The organism is Mesorhizobium sp. M0633 (genome assembly GCF_040320645.1).
In the GTDB taxonomy this organism is placed as follows: Bacteria; Pseudomonadota; Alphaproteobacteria; order Rhizobiales; family Rhizobiaceae; genus Mesorhizobium.
In genome coordinates this window covers 1-16,595 of record NZ_JAMYQC010000026.1, presented here as the reverse complement: position 1 = coordinate 16,595, position 16,595 = coordinate 1, and the positions used below count along the sequence as shown (strand labels likewise).

The window sequence follows — 16,595 nt, the reverse complement described above, 5'->3', positions numbered from 1 at the left end:
CTTCTGCCTGGAGCCCGATCATGCTGACGTTCGGGCTCAGTAACGCAACACCTGGCGCAGTATCTGCCCGCCGCGCTCGACGGTAAAGCGCCACCAGCGCGTATCCTGCTGGGCTACCTGTTCCAGGGTCGCCGCCTTGTCGATCGTCAGGCCATTGACCTCACGCACGATGTCGCCTGGCTGGAAGCCAAAATCGGCAGCAGGCGAATCGCGGTTGATGTCGACCACGGTGACGCCTTTGACATCGGTGCGCAGACCGAGCCGTTGGGCAAGCCGTGGCGACAGTTCAGCAACCTTGGCACCGGAAAACGGGCTGCGGCCGCGCAATGTGAGTTCCGCAGCTTTGGCGCCCTCAGGCGGCCGTTCCAGCGCGATGTCCATCGTCACCTGCTGACCCTTGCTCAGAACGCCGAAGCTGGCATTCGTACCAATCGAGAGCGTCGCCATCCGGTAGTCCAGCGCCCCGACGCTCTCGACCGGCTTGCCGTTGAGCGACAGCACCACGTCGCCCGGCTTGAGCCCTGCCTTGGCGGCGGGTCCCGCCTCTTCGACCGAAGAAACCAGCGCACCGGTCGGTTTGTCGATGCCAAGCGATTCGGCAATCTGCGGCGTCACCGCCTCGAACTCGGCACCGGCATACGGCCGCTCGAAGAAGTCGAGCCCGGCCTTAGCCGCGTCGGCGAAGGCGCGAACCATGTTCGAAGGGATGGCAAAGCCGATGCCGATCGAGCCGCCGCTACGGCTATAGATCGCCGTGTTGATGCCGATCAGCTGCCCTCCCATGTTGACCAGCGCGCCACCGGAATTGCCGGGGTTGATGGCGGCGTCGGTCTGGATGAAGAAGCTGGAATCGGAGACGCCGATATGGCTGCGCGCCACCGCCGAAATGATGCCGCTGGTGGTGGTCTGGCCGACACCGAACGGATTGCCGATCGCCAGCACCAGATCGCCGACCTCGAGCGCGTCGGAATCGCCGATGGCGATCACCGGGAACGGCTTGTCAGAAGAAATCTTGAGCACGGCGAGGTCGAGCGTCTCATCCTTGAGCAGCACCTTGCTGTCGAATTCGCGCCCGTCGGCGGTCGCGACCTTGACCTGGTCAGCGTCCTTGACGACGTGGAAATTGGTGACCACGACACCGGTCGGATCGACCAGCACCCCCGAACCGAGCGAAGACTGCGCGCGCGGCTGCGAGCGGCCGAAGAACTCCTCGAAGAACGGATCGCCGTCGAAGGGCGACGTCACCTTGGCGGTCTGCGAAGCGTAGACATTGACCACGGCCGGCGCCGTCTGCTTGACCAGCGGCGCGAAGGACAGTTGCACCTCCTCGCGGCCGAACGGCACGCGCTTGTCGGGGCCTGAAGTGGCGTTTTCGCCTTCGACGCCATGCAGCAGATCGGTTAGCACGTCGGACAGACCGGGATCTGGCTTGGCCTCCTCCGCCAGCGCGTGCCTGGCCGCCGGCACGACGGCCAACGCCATCAAGGCGCAGATCAGAACAATGGACAGCCGTTTAACGCGCATTCCGAATCCTCCAAGTCGGGCGCCATTGTCCTGACGATTGTGCAAAATGAAAGGCTAAGCCGCTGAAATCGGATTATTTTGGGTAGTCGCCGCAAAAACCGGTGACAAAACCCCTACCAGCCCTGCCCGGTACCTTCGGAAACAGAAAAAGGGGCCCGGAGGCCCCTTTTGAACTTCTCAGAAAAACCAAGCCTTATGCGGCTGCGGCTTCCTCTTCGGTGCCTTCGGCCTCGATGCGGGCGCGATCGCCGGCGCCCTTGGCCGAGGTGTCGCGGTCGACGAACTCGATGACCGCCATTGCCGCGTTATCACCGTGTCGGAAGCCGGCCTTCATGATGCGCAGATAGCCGCCGTTGCGGGTGGCATAACGTGGCGCGATGGTATCGAACAGGCGCTTGACGACGCCTTCATTGCCGATCTGGGCAATAACCTGGCGGCGGGCGTGCAGGTCGCCGCGCTTGCCGAGCGTCACCAGCTTCTCGACGATCGGACGCAAATCCTTCGCCTTCGGCAGCGTGGTGAGGATCTGCTCGTGCTCGATAAGCGACACGGCAAGGTTGGCAAACATCGACTTGCGATGGCTTATGCTGCGGGCGAACCGGCGGCCCTTAAATCCGTGGCGCATGGCTCTTCTCCTTCATTGCGGTTTCAAGAGGCCTGAGCCCCAGTTGGTTAGCCGCATGATCTTGTCCGAAAAGTCTGCAACTTTTTGCTGCGCTGACCTTCGGTTCGGGATCATGCTCAATATTGGTCTTCGTAACGCTTGGCGAGGTCTTCGATGTTTTCCGGCGGCCAGTCCGGCACTTCCATGCCGAGATGCAGGCCCATCGCCGCCAGGACTTCCTTGATCTCGTTCAGCGACTTGCGGCCGAAGTTCGGGGTGCGCAGCATCTCGGCTTCGGTCTTCTGGATCAGGTCGCCGATATAGACGATGTTGTCGTTCTTCAGGCAGTTGGCCGAACGCACCGAAAGCTCGAGCTCGTCGACCTTCTTGAGCAGCGCCGGGTTGAAGGCAAGCTCGGTAACCTGTTCGGCGGCGACTTCCTTCTGCGGCTCGTCGAAATTGACGAACAGGCCGAGCTGGTCCTGCAGGATGCGAGCGGCGAAGGCCACCGCGTCCTCGCCCGAAATCGAACCGTCGGTCTCGATGGTCATGGTCAGCTTGTCATAGTCGAGAACCTGGCCCTCGCGGGTGTTCTCGACCTTGTAGGAGACCTTCTTGACCGGCGAATACAGGCTGTCGACGGGGATCAGCCCGATCGGCGCGTCCTCGGCGCGGTTACGGTCGGCCGGGACATAGCCCTTGCCGGTATCGACGGTGAATTCCATGCGGATTTCAGCGCCCTCGTCCAGCGTGCAGATGACGTGGTCGGGATTGAGGATCTCGACGTCGCCGACCGTCTGGATGTCGCCGGCGAGAACCGCGCCCGGTCCCTGCTTGCGGACGACCATGCGCTTGGGGCCGTCGCCTTCCATGCGGATGGCGATTTCCTTGATGTTCAAAACGATGTCGGTCACGTCCTCGCGGACGCCGGCGATGGACGAGAATTCATGCAGAACGCCGTCGATCTGCACGGCGGTTACAGCCGCGCCACGCAGCGAAGACAGAAGCACGCGGCGCAGCGCGTTGCCGAGGGTGAGGCCGAAGCCGCGCTCGAGCGGCTCGGCGACCAGCGTGGTCAGCGTCTTCTTCTTCGACGAGAACTCGATCTTGTTCGGCTTGATCAGTTCTTGCCAATTTTTCTGGATCATAGTGCTTTCCTTCCGTTGTCCCGCCACCATCCAATCGTGGCGGGCGACCTGGAATGCCGTGGAGGAGCGCCCTTGAGGCGCTCGCGCGGCGTTCGGTAAATTCTTTAGACGCGGCGCTTCTTGCGCGGGCGGCAGCCATTGTGCGGGATCGGCGTCACATCACGGATCGAGGTGATGGTGAAGCCGGCAGCCTGCAGCGCGCGCAGCGCCGATTCACGACCGGAGCCGGGTCCACAGACCTCGACCTCGAGCATGCGCATGCCGTGTTCCTGGGCCTTCTTGGCAACATCTTCTGCGGCCATCTGGGCAGCGAACGGGGTCGACTTGCGCGATCCCTTGAAGCCCTGGGCTCCGGCCGACGACCAGGCAATCGAGTTACCCTGCGCGTCGGTGATGGTGATCATCGTGTTGTTGAAGGTCGAATTGACGTGGGCAACGCCCGACGAGATGTTCTTGCGTTCGCGACGGCGAACACGAGCGGCTTCCTTGGCCATGATGGTCCTTTCAGTTGATCTCTACACCGCCGTAATGCCAGCGGCTCCACCAGGGAGAAGGCAGTAGGGGAATATGGCAGTAGGGCAGTATGTCTGCCGTTCCTATTGCCTTACTGCCCTACTCCCTTACTGCCCTAAATTACTTCTTCTTTCCGGCAATCGACTTAGCCGGGCCCTTGCGGGTGCGCGCATTGGTATGCGTGCGCTGACCACGAACCGGCAGCGAGCGGCGGTGACGCAGGCCGCGGTAGCAGCCGAGGTCCATGAGTCGCTTGATGTTCATCGACACTTCGCGGCGCAGATCGCCCTCGACCTGGTAGTCGCGGTCGATGGTCTCGCGGATCTGCAGCACTTCCGCGTCGGTCAGCTGGTTGACGCGGCGCTCGGCCGGGATGCCGACCTTGTCGACGATCTCCTGGGCGAACTTCTTGCCAATGCCGTGAATGTATTGAAGCGCGATGACGACGCGCTTGTTGGTCGGAATATTGACGCCGGCTATACGAGCCATGTTCTTCTCTTCTCCATATAGGCCGGACGAGCCGGCGCTTCAAGTTGCCCCGCGTCCGGTGGAGGCCGGCCCTTGCGGGAGTTTCCAGTTCAAAGCGGCCTGCCTTGCCCTTGCGGACAAGCAAGCCTCATGCCTGATAGGAAGACGGGCCGCCATACCCCAGCGGACCGCTCCAGTCAAGCGCAATCATTCGATTCTCTAGCCGGCCGCCTGGCCGACTGTCCGGGTCGTCGCCCTGAGCACCGCCTCGATCTGCTGCGTCACCGCATCGATGTCGGCCATGCCATCGACGCCCCTGAGTTTGCCCTTGGCGTAGTAGTAGCCGATCAGCGGCGAGGTTTTCTTGTAATATTCCCTCAAGCGTTCCTCGAACACCGCTGGGCTGTCGTCCTTGCGCACCGGCAGGCCTGCGGCCTTGGCGTCTTCGGCGCGCTTGACGATTCGGCCAACCAGCGCCTTGTCATCGACGACAAATTCGATGACAGCGTCTAGCTCCAGTCCGCGATCCGACAGCATTTCCTCAACGGCGTCCGCTTGCACCAGAGTTCGGGGATACCCGTCAAGGATGAAGCCGTTTGCGCAATCAGCTTGATCGATGCGCTCGGCCACGATGGCGTTGACGATAGCGTCGGACACCAGTTCGCCAGCGTCCATCACCGCCTTGGCGCGCTTGCCGACTTCGGTGCCAGCCTGGACAGCAGCACGCAGCATGTCCCCCGTGGAAAGCTGTGGGATGCCGTGTCGTTCTACCAGTCTTAGTGCTTGTGTCCCCTTGCCCGCCCCCGGCGGTCCAAGCAATATCAACCTCATCTGGCCTTTTTCCCCCCGCGCAGCTTCGACTTCTTGATCAGGCCCTCATACTGGTGCGCGATCAGGTGACCCTGAATCTGCGCCACCGTATCGAGCGTTACACTGACCACGATCAGGAGCGAAGTGCCACCAAGGTAGAACGGTACGCCAGTCGCTGAAATCAGGAACTCGGGCAGCAGGCACACCAGCACCAGATAAATGGCGCCGACGACGGTGATGCGGGTGAGCACATAGTCAATATAGTCCGCAGTGCGCTCGCCCGGACGATAGCCCGGGATGAAGCCCGAATGCTTCTTGAGCTGGTCGGCGGTGTCCTTCGGATTGAAGACGATCGCCGTATAGAAGAAGGCGAAGAACACGATCATCGCCGCGTAGAAGGCCATATAGAGCGGCTGGCCGTGGCCGAGCGCCGCCAGGATGGTGCTGGCCCATGCAGGCATATTGGTGGTCTGCGAGAAGCCGGCAACCGTTGCCGGAAGCAGCAGCAGCGACGAGGCGAAGATCGGCGGAATGACGCCGGAGGTGTTAAGCTTCAGCGGCAGATGCGAGGTATCGCCCTGGAACATGCGATTGCCGACCTGGCGCTTGGGATACTGGATCAGCAGGCGGCGCTGGGCGCGCTCGAAGAAGACGATCAGCGCGATGACGATGATGGCCAGCACGATGATCGCCAGGATCAGGCCGGTCGACAAGGCGCCGGTGCGGCCAAGCTCCAGCGTGCCGGAGATGGCGCGCGGCAGGCCGGCGACGATGCCGGAGAAGATGATCAGCGAAATGCCGTTGCCGATGCCGCGAGCAGTGATCTGCTCGCCAAGCCACATCAGGAACATGGTGCCGCCGACCAGCGTGACGACGGTAGAGATGCGGAAGAACATGCCGGGATCGTTGACGATGCCGTTGCCGCCCTCAAGCCCGACCGAAATGCCGTACGCCTGAACCAGCGCCAGAAGCACGGTGCCGTAGCGCGTGTACTGGTTGATGATCTTGCGGCCCTGCTCGCCTTCCTTCTTCAGCGCTTCCAGCGACGGAATGACCGAGGTCATCAGCTGCATGATGATGGAGGCCGAGATATAGGGCATGATGCCGAGGGCAAAGATCGCCATGCGCTGCACGGCGCCGCCGGCGAACATGTTGAACATGCCGAGCACGCCCTTGCTCTGCGACGAGAAGGCCTGGGCGAAAGCGTCGGGATTGATGCCGGGCAGCGGGATATAGGTGCCAAGGCGGTAGACGAGCAGCGCGCCGATGGTGAACCAGATGCGCTTCTTCAGATCCTCGGCTTTGGCGAAGGCCGAAAAATTCAGATTCGAGGCTAGTTGTTCAGCAGCCGAAGCCATGCCTGATTCTCCGCTTGGTCACGCTCGATGCCCGCAGCTCAGGCGGCGCGTGTCACCGAAGCTCACGAGATAAGCTCCGGACTGCAAACATGCAAGCGGCCGCGTTGATGCGGCCGCCACATCTGTCAGATCAAAGCACGACCGCAGGCAAAACCGAATTCCACCTTTGCCGGCCGTGCTTCAAATTGCCGTTACTCGGCGGCTGCCTTCTCAGGCAGCTTCACCGAGCCGCCGGCCTTTTCGATCTTCTCGATCGCGGCCTTGGAGGCTCCGGCCACTTCGAAGGCAAGCTTGGCCTTGATGTCGCCGTCTGAAAGGATGCGCACGCCGTCCTTGACGCGACGGATGACACCTGCCGCAACCAGCGCCTCGGCTGTTACAACTGTCTTAGCGTCGAGCTTCTTGGCATCGAGCGCCGCCTGGATGCGGGCCAGCGACACGACGGTGAAGCTCTTGGCGAAGATATTGTTGAAGCCGCGCTTCGGCAGGCGGCGGTAGAGCGGCATCTGGCCACCCTCGAAGCCGTTGACGGCGACGCCGGAGCGCGCCTTCTGGCCCTTGACGCCGCGACCGGCGGTCTTGCCCGAACCGGAACCGATGCCACGGCCGAGACGCTTCTTGGAGTGCGTCGCGCCGTCCTTGTCACGCAGATCATTGAGTTTCATCTGGGTTCTCCTGCGCTCTGGCTCAGCCCTCGTCCACGACGCGGACGAGATGCTGGACGGCAGCGATCATGCCGCGCACCGAGGGCGTATCCTCCAGCGTGCGCTGCTTGTGCATCTTGTTGAGGCCGAGGCCGACCAGCGTTGCGCGCTGCTCCTTCGGCCGGCGGATCGGCGAACCGATCTGCTCGACGGTGATGGTCTTGGTTGCTTTCTTGGCCATGGTCAGATCCCTGGTCAGCGTCGACTATTCTTCAGCCGCAACGGCGGTGCCGCGGCGGGCCTGAAGGGTCGAATACTTGATGCCGCGCGCGGCAGCCACATCCTTCGGATGCATCTGGCTCTTCAGCGCGTCGAAAGTGGCGCGAACCATGTTGTAGGGGTTCGAAGAACCCATCGACTTGGCGACCACGTCATGCATGCCGAGCGTCTCGAAAACGGCGCGCATCGGGCCGCCGGCGATGATGCCGGTACCTTGCTTGGCGGCGCGCAGCAGAACGCGTCCCGCGCCCCAGCGTCCCTCGACGTCGTGGTGCAGCGTGCGGCCTGAGCGCAGCGGCACGAAGATCATGTCGCGCTTGGCCGATTCGGTCGCCTTGCGGATCGCCTCCGGCACTTCGCGCGCCTTGCCGTGGCCGAAGCCGACGCGGCCCTTCTGGTCGCCGACGACGACAAGTGCCGCAAAGCCGAAGCGCCGGCCGCCCTTGACGACTTTGGCGACACGGTTGATGTGGACGAGCTTGTCGACCATGCCGTCGTCGCGCTCTTCGCGATCACGGCCGCGGCCGCCATCCCTACGTTCCTGTGCCATATCCTGTTCCTTGTTTTTTTCCGGAAGCACGGTTGATGATGATATCCGGCACCTCTGCGGGTCGCCGGGGGCGAAAACTCTTTTTTCCTTCGCATGATCTTATCCGAAAAGTCTGCAACTTTTTGCTGCGCTGACCTTCGGTTCGGGATCATGCTCTAGAAGCTCAGACCACCTTCACGGGCAGCCTCGGCCAGCGCCTTGACGCGGCCGTGGTAGATATAGGCGCCGCGGTCGAAGACGACTTCCTTGACGCCGGCCTTCGAGGCGCGTTCGGCGATCAGCTTTCCGATGGCAGCTGCAGCCGCGGTGTCGGCGCCGGTCTTGAGCGAGCCCTTGAGCTCCTTCTCGAGCGTCGAAGCAGCCGCGATGGTGTGGCCCTTGGCGTCGTCGATCACCTGGACATAGATGTTCTTCGACGTGCGATGGACCGACAAGCGCGGACGATCGCCGGCAACCTTCTTGATCTGGCGGCGGACGCGCTGGGCGCGGCGTTGGGTGGATTCTTTCGAGCCCATGATATCAGTTCCTTGCCTTCAAAAACGGGGGCAACCATATGCGGTAGGACGAGCCTCCCGCGACCGCTCCCCGCGGCGTTAAAATTACTTCTTCTTGCCTTCCTTGCGGACGATCTTCTCGCCAGCATAGCGAACGCCCTTGCCCTTGTAGGGCTCGGGGCTACGATACTCGCGGATCTCGGCGGCGACCTGGCCGACCTGCTGCTTGTCGATGCCGGTCACCGTGATTTCCGTCGGCTTCGGCACCGAGATCGTCACGCCCTGCGGCGTCTCGTAGACGACGTCATGGCTGAAGCCGAGCGCCAGCTGCAGGTTCTTGCCTTGCATGGCGGCACGATAGCCGACGCCGGTGATCTCGAGCTTCTTTTCGAAGCCGGCCTTGACGCCCTGCAGGATGTTGACGATCTGCGTGCGTGACATGCCCCACTTGGAACGGGCAGTCTTGGTCTGGTCGCGCGGCTGGACAGCGATCTCGCTGCCTTCCATCTTGACCAGCACTTCGTCGTTCACCACGAACTTCAGCTCGCCCTTCGGACCCTTCGCCGTCACGGTCTGGCCGTTGACGGTCGCGGTCACGCCCTGCGGCAGCGAAACGGGTTTCTTTCCAATACGAGACATTTTGTTGTCCTCGTCACTTCTCTTGTTTCAGGTCTCGGCTTTCGGGACTAGATCCCGAAAGCCTGTTTCCAACCGGGTCACATACCAGATCAGAAGATCTGGCAGAGGATTTCCCCGCCGACATTCTGTTCACGCGCTTCGTGGTCGGCCATCACGCCCTTCGGCGTCGAAAGGATGGCGATGCCGAGGCCGTTGGCGACGTGCGGTATCGATTTGGCCGAAACGTAGACGCGGCGGCCGGGCTTCGAGACCCGAGCGATTTCGCGCACCACCGGCGCACCATCGAAATACTTCAGCTCGATCTCGATTTCGGACTTGCCGTTGTCGAAGTCGGTCTGGCTGTAGTCGCGGATATAGCCTTCCGCCTTCAGCACGTCGAGGACGCGGGTACGCAGGCGCGAGGCCGGCGTCGAAACGCTCGACTTCTTGCGGCCATACGCGTTGCGGATGCGGGTCAGCATATCGCCGAGAGGATCGCTCAATGACATGTTATGTCCTCCTTACCAGCTCGACTTGACCAGGCCCGGGATCTGGCCGTTATTGCCGAGATCACGAAGCGCGATACGCGATACTTTGAGCTTGCGATAATAGGCACGCGGACGTCCGGTGACTTCGCAGCGGTTGCGGATGCGGGTCTTGGCCGAGTTGCGCGGCAGCGCCGAAAGCTTCAGCTGGGCGCGGAAGCGCTCTTCCATCGGCTTGGACTGATCCATGATGATCGCCTTGAGCACCTTGCGCTTGGCAGCGAACTGGTCCGCAAGCTTGCGGCGCCTGTTGTTCTTCTCGACTGAGCTGGTCTTTGCCATTTCAGATTTTCCTTTTCTCGCTGCCGTTACTGGCGGAAGGGGAAGTTGAAGGCCTTGAGCAATGCCCTGGCTTCGTCGTCCGTCTTCGCAGTCGTACAAACGATGACGTCCATGCCCCAGATCTGATCAACCTTGTCGTAGTTGATCTCCGGAAACACGATGTGTTCCTTGATGCCCATGGCATAGTTGCCACGGCCATCGAAGCTCTTCGGATTAAGTCCGCGAAAGTCGCGGACGCGCGGCAGTGCGATGTTCACGAGGCGGTCGAGGAACTCGTACATGCGTTCCTTGCGTAGCGTGACCTTGGCGCCGATCGGCATCTTCTCGCGGACCTTGAAGCCGGCGATCGAGTTGCGAGCGCGGGTGACAACGGCCTTCTGGCCGGCGATCATCGCAAGGTCTTCCGCCGCGATCGAAGGCTTCTTCGAATCGCCAGTCGCCTCGCCGACGCCCATGTTCAGCACGATCTTGTCGATGCGCGGAACCTGCATCTCGTTCTCGTAGCCGAACTGCTCCTGCAGCGCCTTGCGGATGGTCTCGTTGTAGACCTGCTTGAGGCGCGGCGTGTTCTGGGCAGTTGCCTGCTTGGTTTGAGCCTTAGCCATTGATGACTTCTCCCGAGCGCTTGGCGACGCGCACCTTCTTGCCGTCCTTCTGGAAGATGAAGCCGACGCGGGTCGGCTTGCCATCCTTGGGGTCGGCCAGCGCGATGTTCGACAGCTGGATCGGCGCTTCCTTGGTGATGATCCCGCCCTCTTGGGACTGGGACTGCTTCTGGTGACGACGGATCAGGTTGACGCCGCGCACCAGCGCGGTGTCATCCTTCGGCTGTACCGAAAGGACTTCGCCCGAACGGCCTTTGTCCTTGCCGGCCAGCACGACGACCTTGTCGCCTTTTCTAATCTTTTGCATTGGTCCGGCTCCTTACAGCACTTCAGGCGCGAGCGAGATGATCTTCATGTGGTTCTTGGCGCGGAGTTCGCGCGGAACCGGTCCGAAGATACGCGTGCCGATCGGCTCTTTCTTGTTGTCGACGAGAACGGCTGCGTTCTTGTCGAAACGGATCACGCTGCCGTCCGGGCGGCGGATGTCCTTGGCCGTGCGAACCACGACCGCCTTCATCACATCGCCCTTCTTGACGCGGCCGCGCGGGATGGCTTCCTTGATCGACACCACGATGATGTCGCCCACGGAAGCGTATTTCCGCTTCGAGCCGCCCAGCACCTTGATGCACATGACACGACGGGCGCCGGAATTATCCGCGACGTCGAGGTTTGTTTGCATCTGAATCATGACTGGCCGCCTTCTTCTTTTCTAGCGGGACGGGTCTCTCACCCCTCCCCGGTCTGTCCAAAATTCGTTTCGTTGGCCCTGATCAGGCCTGGTCCGAAGACACCACGACCCAGCGCTTGTCCTTGGAAATCGGCTTCGATTCCTGGATGAACACCTGATCGCCGACCTTGTGGGCGTTGTTCTCGTCGTGCGCCTTGTACTTCTTGGTCATGCGCACGGTCTTCTTCATCACGGGATGCGTGAAGCGCCGTTCGACCTTGACGACAACCGTCTTCTCGTTCTTGTCGCTGACGACGGTGCCCTGCAGAATGCGCTTTGGCATGGTTTTCGTCCTTAAGCCTTCTTGGCCGCGGACTTTTCCGCAGCGATGGTCTTGATACGCGCAATGTCCTTGCGGACCTGCCTCACGCGGGCGGTCTTCTCAAGCTGGCCGGTGGCCTTCTGGAAGCGCAGGTTGAACTGCTCCTTCTTCAGGCTGGCCAGGTCGTCGGTCAGCTGGTCCTGGGTCTTGGTCCGGATGTCTTCGGCTTTCATGATCAGCCCGTCCTTATTCTGCGATGCGCTGTACGAAGCGCGTCCTGACCGAGAGCTTGGCCGCGCCGAGACGCAGCGCCTCACGGGCGGTTTCCTCGTTGACGCCGTCGATCTCGAACATGATGCGGCCCGGCTTGACGCGTGCCGCCCAGTAGTCGACCGCGCCCTTGCCCTTACCCATACGGACTTCGGTCGGCTTCGACGTCACCGGCACGTCCGGGAAGATACGGATCCACACGCGGCCGGCACGCTTCATCTCGCGGGTGATCGCGCGGCGAGCCGCCTCGATCTCACGCGCGGTGACGCGGTTCGGCTCAAGCGCCTTCAGCCCGAAACCACCGAAATCCAGGTTGGTGCCGCCCTTGGCGGTACCGTGGATGCGGCCCTTGAACTGCTTGCGGAACTTTGTGCGCTTTGGCTGCAGCATCGTTCTAACTCCAAATTCCTAAATGTCTTACGCGTTTTCGCGACGGCGACCGCGTTCGCGCTCACCACCACCGCCATGCGCATGATCGCCCTCGGTGGCGCGGCGCTCCGAAGCCATCGGGTCGTGCTCGAGGATCTCGCCCTTGAACACCCAGACCTTGACGCCGCAGATGCCGTAGGCCGTATTCGCCTCGGCCGTGCCGTAGTCGACGTCGGCACGCAGCGTATGCAGCGGCACGCGGCCTTCACGATACCATTCCATGCGCGCGATCTCGGCGCCGCCGAGACGGCCGGCGCAGTTGATGCGGATGCCTTCGGCACCGAGGCGCATCGCCGACTGCACGGCACGCTTCATGGCGCGGCGGAACGCGATGCGGCGCTCGAGCTGCTGGGCGATCGACTGGGCGACCAAGGTCGCGTCGATCTCCGGCTTGCGCACTTCGACGATGTTCAGATGCGTCTCGGACTTGGTCATCTCCATCAGCTTCTTGCGAAGCTTCTCGATGTCGGCGCCCTTCTTGCCGATGATCAGGCCCGGACGCGCCGCATGGATGGTGACGCGGCACTTCTTGTGCGGACGCTCGATCACGACCTTCGAGATCGCAGCCTGCTTGAGTTCCTTCTCAAGATATTTGCGGATCTTGATGTCCTCGTGCAGCAGTTTGCCGTACTCGCCGGTGTTCGCGAACCAGCGCGAATCCCAGGTGCGGTTGATGCCGAGACGCAGACCGATCGGATTGACTTTCTGGCCCATTATGCGGCCTCCCCTTTTTCTTCGACTTCACGAACGACGATCGTGAGGTGCGAGAACGGCTTCTCGATACGGCTGGCGCGACCACGGCCACGGGCATGGAACCGCTTCATGACGATCGACTTGCCGACATAGGCTTCCGCCACGATCAGCGCATCGACGTCGAGGTCGTGGTTGTTTTCCGCGTTGGCGATCGCCGATTCCAGCGTCTTCTTGACCGTGCCGGAAATCCGCTTGGCCGAGAATTCGAGGTCGGAAAGCGCTGTCGCGACCTTCTTGCCGCGGATCAACGCGGCAACCAGGTTCAGCTTCTGCGGGCTGATACGGATCGTGCGCAACACGGCGCGCGCTTCGTTGTCAGCAAGCCTGCGCGGAGCTTTGGCCTTGCCCATGATTATTTCCTCTTCGCCTTCTTATCCGCGCCGTGACCGTAATAGGTCCGGGTCGGAGCGAATTCACCGAACTTGTGACCGACCATGTCCTCGTTCACCGAGACGGGAACGTGCTTCTGGCCGTTGTAGACACCGAAGGTGAAGCCGACGAACTGCGGCAGGATGGTGGAGCGACGGCTCCACATCTTGATCACCTCATTGCGACCACCTTCACGAACCTTGTCCACCTTCTTCAGAAGGTAGCCGTCGATGAAGGGGCCTTTCCAAATCGAACGAGTCACTTGGCGTTACCTCTTCTTAGCTCTTGCGCTGATGGCGCGAGCGCAGGATGAACTTGTCGGTCGCCTTGTTGGACCGCGTCTTCTTGCCCTTGGTCGGCTTGCCCCAGGGCGAAACCGGATGGCGGCCACCCGAGGTGCGGCCTTCGCCGCCGCCATGTGGATGGTCGACCGGGTTCATGGTCACGCCGCGATTGTGCGGACGTTTGCCGCGCCACACGGTGCGGCCTGCCTTGCCGTCATTGATGTTGCCGTGGTCCGGGTTAGACACGGCGCCGACAGTGGCCATGCAGGAGCCGTGGACGACACGCTGCTCGCCCGAATTGAGGCGCAGGATCGCCATGCCCTGGTCGCGGCCGACGAGCTGGCCATAACCGCCGGCCGAACGGGCGACCTGAGCGCCCTTGCCGGGCTTCAGCTCGATATTGTGGACGATCGTGCCGACCGGCATCGAAGCCAGCGGCATCGCGTTGCCCGGCTTCACGTCGACCGATTCACCGGCCACGATCTTGTCGCCGGGAGCCAGACGCTGCGGGGCGATGATGTAGGACAGCTCGCCATCGTCATACTTGATCAGCGCGATGAAGGCGGTGCGGTTCGGATCGTACTCGATACGCTCGACCGTGCCGACGACGTCGAACTTGCGGCGCTTGAAGTCGATGATACGGTAGGTGCGCTTGTGACCGCCGCCGATGAAGCGGGCCGTGATGCGGCCGTAATTGTTGCGGCCGCCCGACTTGGTCAGGCCTTCGGTCAGGCCCTTGACGGGCTTGCCCTTGTAGAGGCCCGAGCGGTCGACGATGACCAGCTGACGGGTGCTCGGCGTTACCGGGTTGAATTTTTTCAGTGCCATTGTTCTGTCCTCGCGACCTTGCTCAGAGACCCGTCGCGACGTCGATCGACTGGCCTTCGGCCAGCGTCACAACCGCCTTCTTGACGTCGCTCTGGCGGCCGATCGTGCCGCGGAAGCGCTTGATCTTGCCCTTGCGGACAAGCGTGTTCACGGCCATCACCTTGACGCCGAACAGCGCTTCGACGGCGGCCTTGATTTCCGGCTTCGACGCCTTCTTGGCGACATTGAAGACGACCTGGTTCTGCTCGGAAGCCATGGTCGACTTTTCGGTGATCGCCGGCGAGACGATCACGTCGTAATGACGAAGGTCGGTCATTTGAAGCGCTCCTCGAGAGCCTCGACGGCGGCCTTGGAAAGGACCAGCGTGCCGCGGCGCAGAATGTCGTAGACGTTGATGCCCTGGATGGGCAGCACGTCGATGTTCGGGATGTTGGTCGCCGCCAGCTTGAAATTCTTGTCAAGCTCGGCGCCGCCGATCACCAGGGCGTTGCTCAGGCCCAGCGTCGCGAAATTCGCGATCAGTGCCTTGGTCTTGGCCTCGGTCAGCTTCAGCTCGTCGATGATGATGATCGACGCGCTCTTGGCCTTGGCCGACAGGGCATGCTTGAGGCCGAGTGCACGCACCTTCTTCGGCAGATCGTGCTCGTGGCTGCGAACGACCGGGCCATGGGCCTTGCCGCCGCCGCGGAACTGCGGAGCGCGAGCCGAATGGTGACGGGCGCGGCCAGTACCCTTCTGCTTGTACATCTTGGCGCCGGTGCGGGCGATTTCCGCGCGACCCTTGGCCTTGTGGGTGCCCTGCTGCTTCTTGGCAAGCTGCCAGCGCACGACGCGCTGCAGGATGTCCTCACGCGGATCAAGGCCAAAAATCTCTTCGGAGAGCTTCAGCTTGCCGGCGTCCTTGCCGCCAAGCGTTGTAATCTTGAGGTCCATTATTCCGCTCCCTCTGTGGCCGGGGCCTCGTTCGTGGCGGCACCGTCAGTCGCAACGGCGCGGATCGCGGCGGGCTTCGGCGCATTGGCCGGAAGCGCCACCTTGGCCGCGTCGCGGACCAGGATCCATGCACCCTTCGAACCCGGGACCGCACCGCGGATCAGGATCAGGCCGCGATCGGCGTCGGTCGAGACGACCTCGACATTCTGCGTGGTGACGCGGGTGTCACCCATGTGGCCGGCCATATGCTTGCCCTTGAACACCTTGCCCGGATCCTGGCGCTGGCCGGTCGAGCCGTGTGTACGGTGCGACACCGAGTTGCCGTGCGTCGCGCGGCCGCCACCCATGTGGTGCCGCTTGATGACGCCCTGGAAGCCCTTGCCGATCGTGGTCCCCGTCACATCGACCTTCTGGCCGACGACGAAGTGCTCGACGGTGATCTCGGCGCCAACGTCGATCATGTTGTCGGCGGAGACGCGGAACTCGGCAACCTTGGCCTTGGGCTCGACGGAAGCGGTCGCGAAATGGCCGCGCATCGCCTTCGACGTGTTCTTCACCTTGGCAAGGCCAACGCCGAGCTGGACGGCGGTATAGCCGTTCTTCTCCTGCGTGCGCTGCGCCACGACCTGGCAGTTCTCCATCTGGAGAACAGTGACGGGAACATGTTCCCCGGCATCGTTGTAGATGCGGGTCATTCCCACCTTCTTTGCAATCACACCTGAACGCATCGGTTCAATTCCTTTAGAGTTCCCTGTCGGGGCTGTCGCCCCTCCACGCCTCTTGTTCCTTCAGAGTTGCGGGTCGCCCCGCTGACCTCTGGTTCCTTAGAGCTTGATCTCGACGTCGACACCGGCGGCCAGGTCGAGCTTCATCAAAGCATCGACCGTCTGCGGGGTCGGGTCGACGATGTCGAGCAGACGCTTGTGCGTGCGCATCTCGAACTGCTCGCGGCTCTTCTTGTCGACGTGAGGCGACCGGTTGACCGTGAACTTTTCGATCCGCGTCGGCAGCGGAATGGGGCCGCGGACGTTGGCGCCGGTGCGCTTGGCGGTCGACACGATTTCCCGTGTCGAGGCGTCGAGCACCCGGTGATCAAACGCCTTCAGGCGGATGCGGATATTCTGTCCGTTCATGCGTCACTTCCTTGTTCTGGCGCGGCGCGGGCAGCGCCCGCGACAGATCGGTTTAAGGCCAAATTACTCTTTGATGGTGACGACGATGCCGGCACCGACGGTGCGGCCGCCTTCACGGATGGCGAAGCGCAGCTTCTCTTCCATGGCGATCGGCACGATCAGCTC

At 62.2% G+C, this 16,595-nt stretch carries 29 protein-coding genes; all 29 read right to left on the bottom strand.

What is annotated here, in order from left to right; translation table 11 throughout:
• Positions 1-36: 36 nt before the first annotated feature.
• On the bottom strand, positions 37-1,524 hold the full coding sequence (locus NKI47_RS24090; RefSeq protein WP_352593855.1) for a DegQ family serine endoprotease: 1,488 nt from the start codon (positions 1,522-1,524) through the stop codon (positions 37-39).
• A gap of 193 nt (positions 1,525-1,717) precedes the next feature.
• Entirely contained in the window at positions 1,718-2,149 is a 432-nt protein-coding gene (rplQ, locus tag NKI47_RS24085) for a 50S ribosomal protein L17 (protein WP_023675127.1), read from the bottom strand.
• Positions 2,150-2,265: 116 nt separating this feature from the next.
• Positions 2,266-3,276 (bottom strand): DNA-directed RNA polymerase subunit alpha, encoded by a 1,011-nt coding sequence (locus NKI47_RS24080; protein ID WP_023675128.1) that lies wholly within the window; start codon positions 3,274-3,276, stop codon positions 2,266-2,268.
• Between the two features lie 104 nt (positions 3,277-3,380).
• On the bottom strand, positions 3,381-3,770 hold the full coding sequence (gene rpsK, locus NKI47_RS24075; RefSeq protein WP_006205444.1) for a 30S ribosomal protein S11: 390 nt from the start codon (positions 3,768-3,770) through the stop codon (positions 3,381-3,383).
• A 139-nt stretch (positions 3,771-3,909) separates the two neighbouring features.
• Positions 3,910-4,278 (bottom strand): 30S ribosomal protein S13, encoded by a 369-nt coding sequence (gene rpsM / locus NKI47_RS24070; protein WP_006205445.1) that lies wholly within the window; start codon positions 4,276-4,278, stop codon positions 3,910-3,912.
• A gap of 198 nt (positions 4,279-4,476) precedes the next feature.
• A complete protein-coding gene (locus NKI47_RS24065; RefSeq protein ID WP_352572486.1) occupies positions 4,477-5,088 on the bottom strand; it encodes an adenylate kinase in 612 nt (203 codons plus the stop codon).
• Entirely contained in the window at positions 5,085-6,425 is a 1,341-nt protein-coding gene (secY, locus tag NKI47_RS24060; RefSeq protein WP_023675130.1) for a preprotein translocase subunit SecY, read from the bottom strand. Before secY ends, NKI47_RS24065 begins: the two co-directional genes overlap by 4 nt.
• Positions 6,426-6,616: 191 nt before the next feature.
• A complete protein-coding gene (gene rplO, locus NKI47_RS24055; RefSeq protein WP_352572484.1) occupies positions 6,617-7,090 on the bottom strand; it encodes a 50S ribosomal protein L15 in 474 nt (157 codons plus the stop codon).
• Positions 7,091-7,112: 22 nt separating this feature from the next.
• Positions 7,113-7,310, bottom strand: coding sequence for a 50S ribosomal protein L30 (rpmD, locus tag NKI47_RS24050; protein WP_006205449.1), 198 nt, complete (start codon positions 7,308-7,310; stop codon positions 7,113-7,115).
• A gap of 24 nt (positions 7,311-7,334) precedes the next feature.
• Positions 7,335-7,898 carry a 30S ribosomal protein S5 gene (gene rpsE / locus NKI47_RS24045; protein ID WP_006333394.1) on the bottom strand — a complete coding sequence of 188 codons (564 nt, stop codon included), beginning with the start codon at positions 7,896-7,898 and terminating at the stop codon, positions 7,335-7,337.
• Positions 7,899-8,053: 155 nt separating this feature from the next.
• The gene (gene rplR / locus NKI47_RS24040; RefSeq protein WP_023675132.1) at positions 8,054-8,413 is read right to left on the bottom strand and encodes a 50S ribosomal protein L18; all 360 of its coding nucleotides are present in this window, start codon (positions 8,411-8,413) and stop codon (positions 8,054-8,056) included.
• An 84-nt stretch (positions 8,414-8,497) separates the two neighbouring features.
• A complete protein-coding gene (gene rplF, locus NKI47_RS24035) occupies positions 8,498-9,031 on the bottom strand; it encodes a 50S ribosomal protein L6 (protein WP_352572482.1) in 534 nt (177 codons plus the stop codon).
• A gap of 89 nt (positions 9,032-9,120) precedes the next feature.
• The gene (gene rpsH / locus NKI47_RS24030) at positions 9,121-9,519 is read right to left on the bottom strand and encodes a 30S ribosomal protein S8 (protein ID WP_006205453.1); all 399 of its coding nucleotides are present in this window, start codon (positions 9,517-9,519) and stop codon (positions 9,121-9,123) included.
• Between the two features lie 12 nt (positions 9,520-9,531).
• The gene (gene rpsN / locus NKI47_RS24025; RefSeq protein WP_023675134.1) at positions 9,532-9,837 is read right to left on the bottom strand and encodes a 30S ribosomal protein S14; all 306 of its coding nucleotides are present in this window, start codon (positions 9,835-9,837) and stop codon (positions 9,532-9,534) included.
• Between the two features lie 26 nt (positions 9,838-9,863).
• Positions 9,864-10,442 carry a 50S ribosomal protein L5 gene (gene rplE, locus NKI47_RS24020; protein WP_008875670.1) on the bottom strand — a complete coding sequence of 193 codons (579 nt, stop codon included), beginning with the start codon at positions 10,440-10,442 and terminating at the stop codon, positions 9,864-9,866.
• On the bottom strand, positions 10,435-10,749 hold the full coding sequence (rplX, locus tag NKI47_RS24015) for a 50S ribosomal protein L24 (protein ID WP_254817150.1): 315 nt from the start codon (positions 10,747-10,749) through the stop codon (positions 10,435-10,437). Before rplX ends, rplE begins: the two co-directional genes overlap by 8 nt.
• Before the next feature lie 12 nt (positions 10,750-10,761).
• The gene (rplN, locus tag NKI47_RS24010; RefSeq protein WP_006205457.1) at positions 10,762-11,130 is read right to left on the bottom strand and encodes a 50S ribosomal protein L14; all 369 of its coding nucleotides are present in this window, start codon (positions 11,128-11,130) and stop codon (positions 10,762-10,764) included.
• An 82-nt stretch (positions 11,131-11,212) separates the two neighbouring features.
• Entirely contained in the window at positions 11,213-11,452 is a 240-nt protein-coding gene (gene rpsQ / locus NKI47_RS24005; protein WP_023675136.1) for a 30S ribosomal protein S17, read from the bottom strand.
• An 11-nt stretch (positions 11,453-11,463) separates the two neighbouring features.
• Positions 11,464-11,664 carry a 50S ribosomal protein L29 gene (rpmC, locus tag NKI47_RS24000; RefSeq protein ID WP_006205459.1) on the bottom strand — a complete coding sequence of 67 codons (201 nt, stop codon included), beginning with the start codon at positions 11,662-11,664 and terminating at the stop codon, positions 11,464-11,466.
• A 13-nt stretch (positions 11,665-11,677) separates the two neighbouring features.
• Complete coding sequence (gene rplP, locus NKI47_RS23995; protein ID WP_006205460.1) at positions 11,678-12,091, bottom strand: 50S ribosomal protein L16; 414 nt, start codon at positions 12,089-12,091, stop codon at positions 11,678-11,680.
• Positions 12,092-12,118: 27 nt separating this feature from the next.
• Positions 12,119-12,844: a 30S ribosomal protein S3 gene (rpsC, locus tag NKI47_RS23990; protein WP_023675137.1), complete on the bottom strand. Its 726-nt coding sequence runs from the start codon at positions 12,842-12,844 to the stop codon at positions 12,119-12,121.
• A complete protein-coding gene (rplV, locus tag NKI47_RS23985) occupies positions 12,844-13,233 on the bottom strand; it encodes a 50S ribosomal protein L22 (RefSeq protein ID WP_006205462.1) in 390 nt (129 codons plus the stop codon). Before rplV ends, rpsC begins: the two co-directional genes overlap by 1 nt.
• Before the next feature lie 2 nt (positions 13,234-13,235).
• Positions 13,236-13,514 carry a 30S ribosomal protein S19 gene (gene rpsS, locus NKI47_RS23980; RefSeq protein WP_006205463.1) on the bottom strand — a complete coding sequence of 93 codons (279 nt, stop codon included), beginning with the start codon at positions 13,512-13,514 and terminating at the stop codon, positions 13,236-13,238.
• A gap of 16 nt (positions 13,515-13,530) precedes the next feature.
• Entirely contained in the window at positions 13,531-14,364 is an 834-nt protein-coding gene (gene rplB / locus NKI47_RS23975; RefSeq protein ID WP_023675138.1) for a 50S ribosomal protein L2, read from the bottom strand.
• Between the two features lie 22 nt (positions 14,365-14,386).
• Entirely contained in the window at positions 14,387-14,680 is a 294-nt protein-coding gene (locus NKI47_RS23970) for a 50S ribosomal protein L23 (protein WP_023675139.1), read from the bottom strand.
• Positions 14,677-15,297, bottom strand: a complete 621-nt coding sequence (rplD, locus tag NKI47_RS23965) for a 50S ribosomal protein L4 (RefSeq protein ID WP_023675140.1) — start codon at positions 15,295-15,297, stop codon at positions 14,677-14,679. The genes NKI47_RS23970 and rplD overlap by 4 nt, the downstream gene beginning before the upstream one ends.
• A complete protein-coding gene (gene rplC, locus NKI47_RS23960) occupies positions 15,297-16,025 on the bottom strand; it encodes a 50S ribosomal protein L3 (protein ID WP_023675141.1) in 729 nt (242 codons plus the stop codon). The genes rplD and rplC overlap by 1 nt, the downstream gene beginning before the upstream one ends.
• A gap of 96 nt (positions 16,026-16,121) precedes the next feature.
• A complete protein-coding gene (gene rpsJ / locus NKI47_RS23955; protein ID WP_006205468.1) occupies positions 16,122-16,430 on the bottom strand; it encodes a 30S ribosomal protein S10 in 309 nt (102 codons plus the stop codon).
• Between the two features lie 63 nt (positions 16,431-16,493).
• On the bottom strand, positions 16,494-16,595 hold a 102-nt coding region (locus NKI47_RS23950; protein WP_152536282.1), incomplete at its 5' end, for an EF-Tu C-terminal domain-related protein.